A 13486-nucleotide genomic window follows, 5' to 3' on the forward strand; every position below is an offset into this window, starting at 1 on the left:
AAAACAATAATATGCGTACGCTGTATTCTTTGCTCTTGTTTGTGCTTTCCTGCGGCCCTGTCTATGCTAATCACACTCAATATACCAAACAAGATCAGAACGTTACTCAATGGCACTCGGTTTATCAGGCCACATTAAAAATCAGCGCGAACTCTGCGCTTATCCTACTTCAAAGCCGTTATCACTCCGCTAAATTTGACAGTGAGAAGCTGTATGTGAGTGGTTTGATCTATGAATACATGGCTAACATTAAACAGCCATACTATGGGAATAGCCAGAACCTTAACAATGATTTTGCCAACCTGGAATCAGAGTACATCCTCGCTTTAAATGAGAGAAAACAAGGCAGTTATGATGCGTCAGTCAACAGCTTCATTTCACTAAGAAACAGGATGAAGGAAAGTTCTGATAGCGAGGGAGAAGCCCTGATGAACTATCAGCTCTGTTACACATTGAATCAACAAGGGCGTTACCATAAGGCGCACTTTTTCTGCTCCTCACTGGAGAGCCACCTTGATAGTGAACATCAGGAAGCCTTTCCGAAAGATCTCTCACTACGCATCATCGCTAATAACTACAATTTTCGCGGAGATTATGAAAAGTCCATCAGCGTATATCGCCGCCTGCTAGCAAATATGCCCTATCAAAGCGATCCATCTGGGGTTTATAACGACGTGGGTAATTTGTTGGCGGAGCTCGGACAATTTGAACACTCAGAACAGTACCTGATACAGGCGCTGCTCGCCCGTCAAAGTGATGGTACTCCAGTACAGGTAGCACAAGTCGAGCACAGCCTGGCGGCCATGTATGCCAAAGCCAAAGCCTTTGATAAAGCCATTACACATTATAAAAACTCCCTGACTATTCTTGAACAGGTCGAGTATCCATATGGTAAAGGCTTAGTTTACCTTGGTCTTTCATCTGCAACCGCTGAGTCTGGCAATGTGGAAGAGGCATTAGAGTATGTCAATCTGGCCTTGTCGCTCGGTGAACGACACGAGAATAAACACCTTCAAACCGAAGCACACTTAGCCGCAGGTTTTGCTTATCTAAAAAGTTTGCAGGCAGAAACGGCAATTGAGCACGCGAACTTAGCACTAAGATTGTCGAGCGACAACTCACATTCATTACTCCAAGCAAAGGCGCAATTATTGCTTTCTAAGGCTTATCAGCTGCAACAAAATTATCAAACTGCATTGTCGCATTACGAAGTGTATTCGACGCTGGAGTTAGCCAATCGAGATGCAAAAAACATCAAAGCGATGGAAGTGCTCGATCTCACCAAAAATGAGTATGAGTACGAGCTTAAGCTTGCTCGATTAAACACGGAACGTAGTCTAAAACAGGCGGAATTTGAGAAACTTACAGAACAAAAAAGCATCTATCATTTCGCTATTGTCGGTTTGGTAACATTGCTAGCACTGACAATGGTCTTGCTAAGACAAACCCAAAAAAAGGCACGTGTAGACAGTTTAACCAGCGCATTGAATCGTTCCGCCAGTATTGAAACGATCAAGAGACAGGCTTTCAAAACGAACGAAGAGTTACGATATGTCCTTGCGCTGATTGATTTAGATAACTTTAAGTCAATTAACGATACTTACGGTCACCCTACAGGAGACTTGGTTCTAAAGCAGGTTTGCCACAAACTTAGTGCTAAGTTGAACAAGGGTGAGCTCATTGGGCGTTTAAGTGGAGAAGAGTTCGTGCTACTACTAAAAAATGTCGATGAAATAGACGTCCCATTCCGTATTCAGAGTCTACACAAAACGATTGCAGAACAGCGAATCAAAACAGGTAAAGATGAACAAGTGAGCATTACCGCCAGTCTGGCCTATCTCGCAACATCACAGCCATTAACTCATTTTGATGAACTCTATTCAGTCTTAGACCAAGCACTATCTCAAGCAAAAAGAAGCGGACGCAATGTCATTATTGATGCTTACGACGAACCGATTAACCAGTGTACGAGATAATGCCAGTATGTCTGACATTATCTCACATATTGGTTTTAAGCTTCTGAGCTCTGTTTTTCAACCAACGACTGCATAACCGCATTTTTGTTATTCAGGTAGTCTTCTAAACCGGCTTTGCGCAAATCACACGACGGACAGTCACCACAACCATCCCCAATGATGCCATTGTAACAAGTCAGCGTATTTTCGCGAACCAATTGCAACGCGTCATACTGATCAGCCAGGGCCCAGGTTTCCGCTTTGTTCAGCCACATCAATGGCGTTTTAATGGTCAATGCGCGGTCCATCCCTTTTACCAAAGCGGTGTTCATTGCTTTAACGAAGTCATCACGACAATCAGGGTAGCCACTAAAATCGGTTTCACATACGCCAGTGATAACTGTCTCTGCACCAATCTGATAGGCATAAATGCCCGCTAGTGTTAAAAACAGAATGTTGCGCCCAGGAACGAACGAGTTCGGCAGGCCGTTTTCTTGCAGTTCATGCGAGACAGGAATGTCATCACGAGTCAGAGAGCTGATAGCCAGTTCGTTTAACAAGCCCACATCCATCACTTTATGCGCCGCAACACCCAAGTCTTTCGCTACCTGTTGAGCTACCTCGATCTCGAGTTTGTGACGCTGACCATAGTCAAAAGTGATCGCATGTACTTCATCAAATTCTTTCAGTGCCTGAACAAGACAGGTAGTCGAATCCTGCCCTCCACTAAAAACAACGACGGCTTTATTCATGTTACTCTCCGGGCTTAAGCAATACTTAGGTATTTATGAGTTTGAATCGACAAGCGCCAATTACGAGCGATGCAGGTATCAATACACAATTGAGTCGCACGAGGTTTCTGGCTGATCGGCTGCAGAGCAATGATCGTCTGCGGCGTAATCTCAGCAGACGCTAACAACTCATCAAGATGGTCGATGTCTTTCTGCGTGCCTACCGGATGCTTAATTTCATTCGCTCTTTCCAATGCGCTTTTCAGCACAGGTAATTTGCCTTTCATTGCCACTTTTGGTGACACTGTCACCCAAGTTTTCTCTGTCGTCACGACTTCTGACGTACCGCTGGTTTCAATTTGGCACTGGCAACCCATATCTTCAAACGCTTGTGCCAACGGGCGCAAATCATAAATACACGGCTCACCACCAGTAATAACAATGTGCTTTGCATTGAAACCTTGCTGTTTATATTGTTCTACGATGTTATCTGCAGATGCAACACACCACGTTGGAGAATCTTCCGTCTTAATCAGAATATCACCAATCGAACGTTGGTCCTCTGCTGCCGCCTCCCAGGTCTGTTTCGTGTCACACCATGAACACCCAACCGGACATTCTTGAAGACGAACAAAAACAGCAGGAACGCCAGTAAAGACCCCTTCTCCTTGGATGGTTTCAAACATCTCATTTAGCTTATACAACGTAGAACTCACTCACTCATAATACTTCGAGGCGAAGACCTTAATGGAGAGCTGTGTCTAGGTCAATTCAAACCAAAAATTAATTGTTAAAATAGACCATTTTGTAGTTTCATAGGTAGGACGTGTTTCTATGGTTGTTAAAGAAACAAGCCACAAACTTCAGTTTTTAAGGTAAGTAAAATGTATAAATTGATCGCCCTGGACATGGACGGCACGCTGTTAAACAGCGAAAAAGTAATCTCAGAAGAAAATAAACGCGCGATCGCTAAAGCGAGAGAAGCTGGCGTAACGGTTGTACTGGCCTCTGGTCGTCCAATCGATGGCATGCAAGCTAAGCTAGATGAACTGGACATTCGTTCAGACAAAGATTTCGTTCTCTACTACAACGGTTCAATGGTTAAAAACATTGGAACCAATGAGATCATCCACCAGCAGATCATTGATGGCAAAGCGGCAAAGTTGGTCGCTCGAAAAGCCAAAGAGCTCGGCGCCTATGTACATGCGTTTAGTCAGGTTCACGGTCTGATTACCACCGAAAACAACCCGTATACCGATATTGAAGCAAACATCAACGGACTCAATGTCACCGAGATGTGCTTTGAATCTCTGGAAGATGACCACCCTATTATCAAAGCCATGATGGTTGCAGAGCCAAACAAGCTTACTGAAGTTATCGCTGCATTACCGTCTGAATTGCGTGAAACCTTTACTGTCGTACAAAGTGCCGCCTACTTCCTGGAATTTCTTAACCCGTTAAGTAACAAAGGGATTGGTGTCGCTGCAATTGCGGAATACTTGTCGATTCAGCCAGAAGAAGTAATCTGTATGGGTGACGCAGAAAACGATCACCATATGTTGGAATTTGCGGGCCTAGGTATCGCAATGGAAAACGCCATGGAAGAAACCAAAAAGATCGCCGACTACATTACGGCAAGTAACGACGACCATGGTGTGGCAAGAGCTATCGAAAAGTTTGTTCTGAACGCTTAATAAGTTCAGCTTTAACATTTCAGTCCAAATAGCAAACGGCACTCGATCTAAGAGTGCCGTTTTTTAATCTTGTTATACCGAGCTTCGGATAACTGTACGTGATAATTTATCGAGCGGCTTTACTCTGGTGGCTGTGGCCATTGAATATATGGTGGATTCGGTTCCTCTTCAGGAGGCACAAACGATGGAACCGTATTTTGTACACTGCCTAAACTCTTCACGTATTGGTAGACAGCGCGTAAGTCATCTTCTGTCATGGTATTTAAAATCCACCAAGGCATCGGAGGTCTGGTTTTAAGTGCTTTTGCTTTGGCTATCCATTCGGCTTCGGTCAAGTTATCAATATACTCTCGTAAATTTATCGGGTAAGTGGTGCCCCATGGCCCTCGAAAACCGAGTTGATCGCCGAGTAACCATTGTGATTCTGGTACAGCACCACCACTAGGCGCGTAACCTGCGGTATGACAATCATTACAACCACCGACTGTCACGAGGTATTTTCCTTTCGCCTTATACTCATCCGCTCTATCACTTGAATTAACCAAAGGAGAGACGAGCAACATCATCAATAGTATGGAGAAATGTACCTTTCTAATCGCCATAATAATCACACCTGTGAATTTCATTTAGGCTAATTATAGTTCTATCGATAGCAGACGTACTTCATTACTAGTGAAAACGCTAATTATTCTCTATCTGAAATGGACTTACTCACCTCTTCCGACTTATTACTGCTCATGAATGAGCAGGATCCTACATATTTACAGCCAATTAGTTCATGTCTGCGATCTGAAGCCTTCTTTATACTGTCTAAAACAATGTGTAATGAGGCAATGTGCATGACTGACTACGAAAAAATGGTGGCTGGAGAGCCTTACTTAATTAATGATCCAGAACTTGTAGAAATACGCTATCAAACCAGAGATAAAACGGATCACTTCAACCAACTCAGTTCGCGTCAGACAGAAGAAAAAACACGAGTTATCAAAAGCATCTTTAAGCAAGTTGGCGAAAACGTACATATAGAGAAAGGGGTGAGAATCGACTACGGTATTAATACAACGCTAGGTAACAACGTCTTTATTAACTATAACTTTGTGTTGTTAGATTGCTGTCCAACGACGATTGGTGACAATGTTTTTATTGCGCCCAATGTCCAACTTTATACCGCGATTCACCCGCTAGACCCTCGCGAACGTAAAGAACATATTGGACAAGCGAAACCCATTACCATAGAAGATGACGTTTGGATTGGTGGTGGTTGTATTATTCTCCCTGGAGTGACAATAGGAAAAGGCAGCACAATTGGCGCAGGTAGCGTTGTAAATAAGTCTATCCCAGCAAACAGTGTGGCGGTAGGCAATCCATGCAAAGTGGTTCGTTCTCTCGAGGTTTTAGAGTAAGCGTGTAACTAGAATAAGACATGATTTAAGAGGCCTCGGACCGACATACGAAGCTTCTTAATGTATAAACCCGTTTTCGCGTACACAATCGTGTTACTGAGTTGATCTGATATTTGTTATGCTCGTAGCCATTTGTACATAACTAAACTGTCCACATACCCCAAACGACCATGTCTGTAGGCTTTAGGAATCGTACCTATTATGCTAAAGCCGAGTTTTTGCCACAGGTTAACCGCAATTTCATTGGTCGATACAACACTATTGAATTGCATCGCTTCAAAACCAAGCTCTTCGGCTAACTGTTGCGAATGCTCACACATCTTGCGCGCGATACCTTTCCCTCTCGCTTCGCTTGCAACCATATAGCCACAATTACAAATATGATTGCTTGGGCCCATAGCATTAGGCTTCAGGTAGTAGGAACCTAAAATTACGTCATTTTCTACATAAACGTACGACTTCAACGGAACTTCACACCAGATGTGGTAAGCCTGTTCCATCGTCATTTCTGGGTCAAACGCGTAGGTTTCCTGATCGCGAATAACGGCTGAAAAAGTTGGCCAAAATAACTCAAAATCAGCCTTCGTTGTTTCCCTGAACATTCAAATTCCTCTCGAACATAATACTTAGCGAAGACGTGAGCAACGCAAACTCTAACCTTTGTATACCTTTTGGTAGAGTGAGTAACCAGCTAGCAATAAACATGGAGTATACCAAGACATTGAGGTTACACTATATTTATTCGCCAACCTGTAAATCATATTGATCACCAAAGTCACCTCACAGGTTATATAGGCAATAAAAAAGGTTTTGATCCATTCAGCAGATTTGTGAGTGCCTGATTGCAGCCAGGTCATTTCGTCAAGAATAAACGTCCATGAAACGAGAAATGAAACCCATAAGCTCGAGGTTCTCGCACTTTCCACCTCAAACCAATCTAAAGACAAATTCAATAAAAAACTACTAACGAGCATTATGTTGAGAACTGACATCTCAGATACCTTGCAGATAAACCCTGCAATAATAACAATCTCGTCGTTTTATAAGCCTCCTTTTAGCATTAGCGTTTGCGAGCAAGCTAACACCAATCAAAACTTACAAATCCCGAGCGTTAAGAATCCATTTTAATTTTTTGTTGGCTAAACACCCTCAACATTACCACTTTCAGCCAATTTACAACGTGATTAATCACCTTAGAATGGCGACACTCTCCGAAACCAGCGATTCAAAACATGAGCATCAAACCAGACAGAGTTACTGCTATGCAGTTAATTATTGATCGAGCCAAGGTCGAGCTTCCTCTGTATGTAAGTGACACATTCGTTTGTGGTACTGATGGCAATTGCATTGGCTGCCCTAAAAAATTGATGGAACTCGTGGACTCAGAACTCTCTTATTGGGAACACAGTATCTCTCGAGGCATTACACCAAACTTTGATGATATCCGTCAGTTTGGGAAACTCTGTACTAATGTCAAGAGAGGGCTTTTACGCAATAACATTTTGTAAATGACCTTTTGTCAACGAAAGTTTGTTGTGTATTCGTCTCTCACGTTTACTATCGGCTGATATCGCATATAAAAACTATTATCGTGAATCACTTTTATATATCACGCCCTTTCTTTTGGTCATCAATCCGATCGAAATACAGTACCTAACATTCATTAAGCTTCTCTACCTAATTCGAAAAAACTGTATGAATAGTTAGCAAGAAACAGGTAATGTTTAAAGGGTCAACGGCTGTGACCCTTTTAACTTTGGGATTATTTGCTCAAATCGACCAGCGGCTGCTCTACCTTTTTCACGGACTGATTTTGTTGAATACTTTTGACGGTTTCTAAAGCTTGCGTAACCTCTTGGTTATCGCGCAGTACCGTATACGTAACATCAAATTGTTTGCTTTCACCCGCTTTTATGGTTGGCACCAGACCCAACGGACGTTGGTACTTCGTGTTGTACGCATAGCTGGTACCCGGCTCGATCCCCGTGACGTAGCCCTGTTGTTCAGTATCGGTATTTTTCCATAAAGTCAGTACCGGCAATTGTTTAACATTATAGCCAAGCGCCACACCCAGATTACCAGCTTGGTTATGCAGTACAGCTAAACTATTGCCGTTTTCGTCCCCAATTGGCTTGAGGTTAAATACCATTTCATCAAAGTCCTTGGTTGGGCCGAGATACGTCTGCCAATCGTCTAATCCTGCTTTGGCGTAGTCATTAAATGGTGAAATCTCACTTGCTGCAGCGGTGACTTTCGCGCCTTTCTCTAAGATCGGACGACCAAAGTTAGAGTGGTAGATGATCTGATATTCATCATCATAGTCAGCCTTATTGGTTAGCGTATCGTGCAGAGCAAACGAACTTTCACCAGGAACGACTTCGAGTTTGGTCAGCGTTTCCAGCTCTGCCTTTTTGAACGTGCGCTCTGACACCGTACCTTCAATCGTAATTTTATGTGGCGGATTGTCATCAATGATAACTTTCACGGTCGAAGCCGGGGTATTTTGGACCCTGCCATGAAGGCTCAACAGCTGGCCGTTATCATCTACGCCTGGATGGCCGGTCCATTCATAACCGCATCGCACTAACATTTCATTAAAGCCATCTAACCAGCCAAGACCATTGCGGCTTTCCAATTCAATAAACGCCGGGTTAACCACTTCCTTGACTGGAGAATCCCAGCCTAAGATTCGTTCACCGTCACGTTTAACATTGAGTATACCCATGCCACGTGTTGGAATAACGGTGATGCTCAGTTCACCATTATTGACAACGATAATATCGACACCCATCTGCTTGCCACCATGCAGACGGCGTTTTTCTATGGAAAACGGAGTATCACTTTTCATTTCTAGTGATTCGTTAGTGACTTGCCAGTCCCCCACATCCTGCCCCTTAGCAGAATCGGTTAATACAAATTCGGCAGCGTGAACATTCATCGTAGTCAGACCAAGAAGTACGGCAGCGAGCGTTGAATTCAATTTCATCTCTTTTTCCTTAATTTTGTTGTGAATAACAAATGCTGAATCGATTCAGTTAAAAATACGCCTAAAGAAAAGCAGCCGACAATGCGCAACTAATAGCAATGTGATCTTGATAGTATGAGAGTGGTATATCGACGCTAATTTTGATTGCTGAATCAACTTCAGCAATATTGTCTCTCATTTTGCAATGCTCAGCCCAACTTGAAAAACGCCACTCTATTTTGGATAAAGAAAAGCCTCGCAAATGGCGAGGCTATGTTATTTGTTCTAGCGAGTTAAAGCGCCCTATCTGGCTCCCTGAACGCTTGTTTTCTGACGCTGCGCTTGAGTAAGCTTTCTTACCAGAAAAGTGAACAATAGCATCAACATTGGGTATTCCAGCGTGATAAACACCAAAGACCAAAAACCGCTATACGAAACGATAGTTGCTGAATATAGGTAAAGTTGTTGAGCTAAGAACAACGCCAAAGTAACGAAAACGGCCTGTCTGGCGCTTATTCGCACTTGCGCGTTATCGAAAGTCACAACAATCGCTGATGCTGCTAGAAGAATAGCAAGCCAGTTGCCAAATACTGGTAACGGCCAAATGACGGTAATCAGGACAGTAAACCCGGTCATAGCAAACCAGAGTCCTTTCGAAGTGAGCAGCTGGTCAACATTTATCTCCGGATTGACTTCCAGACGCAACACATGCCAGGAGACCAATATCCCCAGTAAAGCGCCAAGCAACATATCCAGCATAAAAGCGGTACCAAGGAAATACTTAGCCATAACAACCAGCAAAGTGATACCTATGATCATAGCCGTCGTCACATTAACACCAAATTTGCCTGTTTTCTGAAATAGAAAAGTGATCATACAGCACCACACTGCAATAGGCAGGCTTGGAAAACTAAAACCAAAGCTATGGGTCAGCTCTACCACAGGCATATATACATGTGGCCTCGGTAATGAAAAAACCTGCTGTGCGACGAGCGTCATCACTGACGTTGCTGAAATAGCGAAAAATAGCCGATAAACGAATCGGCTACCAAATTGCATCATCACGAACGGAAACAAAAATAGAAAAATGGCTGGTGTCGAAAGTTCAAGAATCCAATCAGCGATCTGATGCGCCGTCTGAAAACTGGTTTCAGATAGTGAGCTGACCCAACTTTGTAATTCCATCATCCAGGCTAATTCAAACTGACGAAACGATGGTGCTGATTCAACCAATTGATGGATATAGTGAACGGGTTGCAACGTTGCCTCGTCGAAATAACCGACAACCGTTTGCCACTGTTCGGGATAGCGATATACAGAGCTAGTAAGCTTCTCAGGTGCCAACAACATTGCCGACGCTATTTCTACGCCATAATGCGGTGCGAACCAAACTGGCAGTTCATTCCCCCCCATCGAGTTGAACATTGAGAAGGCGATGAGCTCCGAATCTGACACGCAATCATAGAAAACGGCAGTCTCAGTTCGACCTAGCTCTTCGCCAACCGTGACAACGAGTCCAGTCTCTTCCCAGGTCTCCCTTTGAGCTGCAGCTCTTGGTGACTCACCCGCAACTATCGTCCCACCCGGCAATGAAATCTTATTCGTCAGTATCTCGTGAACCAGCACCATTTGGTCATCCGCTCGCACGACACAGATTGCACCTTCGGTTTTATCTAAAGGAGACACAGCGAATGAAGCCGGAGCAGTAATAAATAATACGGAGTAAAGAGTGAGGAAAAACAAACGTCTCAACACAAAATGTAACCTTTAATGATAGTGACCAAAGTGGGATGGCAACAAGACTGGTAATTTTTAAGGAAAACGAAGTGTCACCTGATGCGTATCATACAGAAGATTGAGGGTATTGGAGATGAAAATTAATATTCCTCTGACAATCCTCAGACACATACTGCAAGATTGGGCGAGATTTTGACAGCTATGTAGAATTAGTGTCAGAAAAAATCATCGACCTTGAGTAAATTCTCATCTCTGACACATGATTTGAGGCTTTTTGTTTGCAGAGAACAAGTTGTGTTAATAATACACAGCTCACTTATGAACTAAAACTATGCACATTAGTCGGAGTTCACCGTAAACAGCATCGAAAGGCCCCCCGCATTAGAACAGAATTACCTTACTTGATCGGCGTTGTTAGCGGTTTTCGCAGACAGTGAATGTGGTGCCCGAAGCCTTGCTTGTCATAGAGTGCTAACGCTTGTTTATTAAAGTCCCATACTTCAACAAACATCTGTTTCGCGCCATAATTGATGAAAGTGCCTTCAATTTTATCAAGTAATGCTTTGGCTACTCCTTGCTTTCTGAACTCAGGCAGCACGTACAGCTCATCGACACTCCCCATCATAACGGGCTTGCTGACAACAGAAACGAGTTCACAAAAGTGTCCGGAGACAAACCCGATAATGTCTTCCCCTATTGATGCGACATAAACCAGACACTCTGGGTTATCAATATAACGCCCAATGCTTTTTTCTTGTTCAATCTCTTCTGCCGTTTTAAACAGTTGCGGCGATTGAACATGATGTTCGTCGTGCAGATCGAACATGAGCTCATTAAGAATATGGATATCATCAAAACACGCAGATTTGATTACAAATGTACTCATACAAAAGATTACCAAAAATTGAACCTTTGTAGTTTGTGACCAAAGTACAAGGATGGCAAGTAGGTAGGATCAATAAAATAGTTATTCGATTATTCTTGCTGCAAGTAGAGTTAAATTGACCAGCTCACAAATAGAAAAAAGCCCCTGCTGGTATTGCAGGGGCAAAACATTAAACAAGAAACAGATTAAAGGTTATCGACGTAGAACACGCTCGATTTCACTTAAGCTTGTTGGATCATCAATGGTTGATGGCACCGTATATTTTTCACCATCAGCGATTTGACGAATGGTTCGACGTAAGATTTTCCCTGAACGAGTTTTCGGCAAGCGATCAACAACCAGTGCGTGTTTAAAACAAGCTACTGCGCCAATCTCACTGCGTACTTTTCCGACTAATTCACCTTCAAGATCCAGCTCATCCACTTTGACGCCGTCTTTTAGTACCACAAAGCCAAGTGGGAGCTGCCCTTTCAGGTCATCGTGGATACCAACAACCGCACATTCTGCGATGGCTGGGTGTCCACCCACGATCTCTTCCATCTCACCCGTAGACAAACGGTGACCCGCAACGTTAATCACATCGTCGATACGGCCCATAATAAACAGGTAACCATCTTCGTCGAGATAGCCGCCGTCACCCGAGACATAGTAACCCGGGAACTGGCTAAGATAGCCGGTATCAAAACGGTCATGGTTACGCCAAACAGTCGGTAAACAGCTTGGTGGTAACGGACGTTTTAGCGCGACAAAGCCTTGTTGATTTGGTTTCACCGGTTCACCAAGTTCATCGAGAATTTCGACTTGATAACCCGGAATTGGCTTAGTTGAAGAACCCGCTTTCACAGGCATCATCTCAATGCCCGTTGGGTTACCCGCAATAGCCCAACCCGTTTCCGTTTGCCACCAGTGGTCGATAACCGGTTTATCGGCTTTACTCTGCACCCATTCGAGTGTTGGCGGGTCGAGACGCTCACCAGCCATAAAGATGGTTTTTAAGTTAGACAGATCGTACTGCTTTAAGAACTCACCTTCCGGGTCTTCTTTCTTAATTGCGCGGAACGCCGTAGGCGCTGAGAATAATGCATCCACTTTGTATTCATCACATACTCGCCAGAATGCGCCCGGGTTCGGTGTTCTGACTGGCTTGCCCTCATACAATATTGTGGTACAGCCATGAATGAGTGGCGCGTAAACAATGTACGAGTGCCCTACTACCCAACCTACGTCGGATGCGGCCCAAAATACACCATCTTGTGGCATGTTATATATCGCACTCATCGAGTACTTAAGTGCAACAGCATGGCCACCGTTATCACGTACCACCCCTTTCGGCTTACCGGTCGTTCCCGATGTGTAAAGGATGTAGAGTGGATCGGTCGCTAACACAGGAACACAAGCGTGTGGCAATGCCTGGCTGTATTCTTGTTGCCAATCCAGATCTCGTTCCTGGTTTAGTTCGGCTTCGCACTCTGGACGTTGGAGTACAAACACTTTCTCAGGCTTCCAACGGCTATCCATGATGGCTTTGTCCACCATCGGTTTGTACGGTATGACTTTGTTGATCTCAATACCACACGACGCCGTCATGATGACTTTCGGCTCGGCATCTTCAATACGCACTGCCAGCTCATTAGGTGCAAAGCCACCAAACACGACTGAGTGAATTGCGCCTAAACGGGCACACGCCAGCATCGCCATAGCCGCTTCTGGAATCATCGGCATGTAAATAACGACTCGATCGCCTTTTACAACGCCTTGAGCAGACAGCATTCCGGCAATTTTCGCTACTTGGTCGCGTAGCTCATTGTAGGTATAAGTCTTTTTATTTCCCGTCACTGGCGAGTCATAAATAATAGCGGCGTTTTCCCCCCGACCTTGTTCGCAATGGTAATCCAATGCCAGCCAAGCTGTGTTCATCACGCCATCCGGGAACCAACGCTCGATGCCATTTTCATCAGCTTTCAAGATGGTGTTTGGAGACTCAAACCAGTCGATGTTCTCCGCTTGAGCGCGCCAAAAACTCTCCGGTTCATTTTTCGCCCATAAGTACTCTTTTTCGTATGAAGACATATTGCTTCCTCCAGTATGTCCTGATTTTGCTCTCGTTCTATTCAA

Annotated in this window: 12 protein-coding genes; 4 read left to right on the top strand and 8 right to left on the bottom strand. The window is 44.0% G+C overall.

Features of this window, described 5'->3' with window-relative positions; genetic code table 11:
- The first annotated feature begins 11 nt into the window (after positions 1–11).
- Complete coding sequence (locus tag RXX31_RS07455; protein ID WP_317588442.1) at positions 12–1976, top strand: tetratricopeptide repeat-containing diguanylate cyclase; 1965 nt, start codon at positions 12–14, stop codon at positions 1974–1976.
- A gap of 35 nt (positions 1977–2011) precedes the next feature.
- Here RXX31_RS07455 and queC read toward each other — a convergent pair whose 3' ends face one another.
- Both queC and queE read right to left on the bottom strand, forming a co-directional pair.
- Complete coding sequence (queC, locus tag RXX31_RS07460) at positions 2012–2707, bottom strand: 7-cyano-7-deazaguanine synthase QueC (RefSeq protein WP_317588444.1); 696 nt, start codon at positions 2705–2707, stop codon at positions 2012–2014.
- A 14-nt stretch (positions 2708–2721) separates the two neighbouring features.
- The gene (gene queE, locus RXX31_RS07465) at positions 2722–3372 is read right to left on the bottom strand and encodes a 7-carboxy-7-deazaguanine synthase QueE (protein WP_317588445.1); all 651 of its coding nucleotides are present in this window, start codon (positions 3370–3372) and stop codon (positions 2722–2724) included.
- Between the two features lie 198 nt (positions 3373–3570).
- On the opposite strand from queE, the gene RXX31_RS07470 reads away from it, so the two are divergent.
- A complete protein-coding gene (locus RXX31_RS07470; protein WP_317588447.1) occupies positions 3571–4380 on the top strand; it encodes a Cof-type HAD-IIB family hydrolase in 810 nt (269 codons plus the stop codon).
- Between the two features lie 119 nt (positions 4381–4499).
- Here RXX31_RS07470 and RXX31_RS07475 read toward each other — a convergent pair whose 3' ends face one another.
- A complete protein-coding gene (locus tag RXX31_RS07475) occupies positions 4500–4982 on the bottom strand; it encodes a c-type cytochrome (protein WP_317588448.1) in 483 nt (160 codons plus the stop codon).
- A gap of 237 nt (positions 4983–5219) precedes the next feature.
- Here RXX31_RS07475 and RXX31_RS07480 point away from each other — a divergent pair, with 237 nt between their 5' ends.
- Positions 5220–5783, top strand: a complete 564-nt coding sequence (locus tag RXX31_RS07480; protein WP_317588449.1) for a sugar O-acetyltransferase — start codon at positions 5220–5222, stop codon at positions 5781–5783.
- Positions 5784–5899: 116 nt separating this feature from the next.
- Here RXX31_RS07480 and RXX31_RS07485 read toward each other — a convergent pair whose 3' ends face one another.
- The gene (locus tag RXX31_RS07485; protein ID WP_317588450.1) at positions 5900–6385 is read right to left on the bottom strand and encodes a GNAT family N-acetyltransferase; all 486 of its coding nucleotides are present in this window, start codon (positions 6383–6385) and stop codon (positions 5900–5902) included.
- Between the two features lie 630 nt (positions 6386–7015).
- Here RXX31_RS07485 and RXX31_RS07490 point away from each other — a divergent pair.
- Positions 7016–7291 (top strand): hypothetical protein, encoded by a 276-nt coding sequence (locus RXX31_RS07490; RefSeq protein ID WP_317588452.1) that lies wholly within the window; start codon positions 7016–7018, stop codon positions 7289–7291.
- 254 nt (positions 7292–7545) lie between these two features.
- On the opposite strand, the gene RXX31_RS07495 is transcribed toward RXX31_RS07490, so the two are convergent.
- The 4 genes from RXX31_RS07495 to RXX31_RS07510 all read right to left on the bottom strand — a co-directional run bounded on the left by RXX31_RS07495 (position 7546) and on the right by RXX31_RS07510 (position 13441).
- Entirely contained in the window at positions 7546–8769 is a 1224-nt protein-coding gene (locus tag RXX31_RS07495) for an aldose 1-epimerase family protein (RefSeq protein ID WP_317588454.1), read from the bottom strand.
- A 282-nt stretch (positions 8770–9051) separates the two neighbouring features.
- Entirely contained in the window at positions 9052–10503 is a 1452-nt protein-coding gene (locus RXX31_RS07500; protein WP_317588455.1) for an NUDIX domain-containing protein, read from the bottom strand.
- Positions 10504–10882: 379 nt separating this feature from the next.
- Entirely contained in the window at positions 10883–11371 is a 489-nt protein-coding gene (locus RXX31_RS07505; protein ID WP_317588456.1) for a GNAT family N-acetyltransferase, read from the bottom strand.
- Between the two features lie 192 nt (positions 11372–11563).
- Positions 11564–13441, bottom strand: a complete 1878-nt coding sequence (locus RXX31_RS07510; RefSeq protein WP_317588457.1) for a propionyl-CoA synthetase — start codon at positions 13439–13441, stop codon at positions 11564–11566.
- Positions 13442–13486 lie beyond the last annotated feature (45 nt).

It is taken from the genome of Vibrio sp. EA2, from assembly GCF_033042495.1.
In the GTDB taxonomy this organism is placed as follows: domain Bacteria; phylum Pseudomonadota; class Gammaproteobacteria; order Enterobacterales; family Vibrionaceae; genus Vibrio.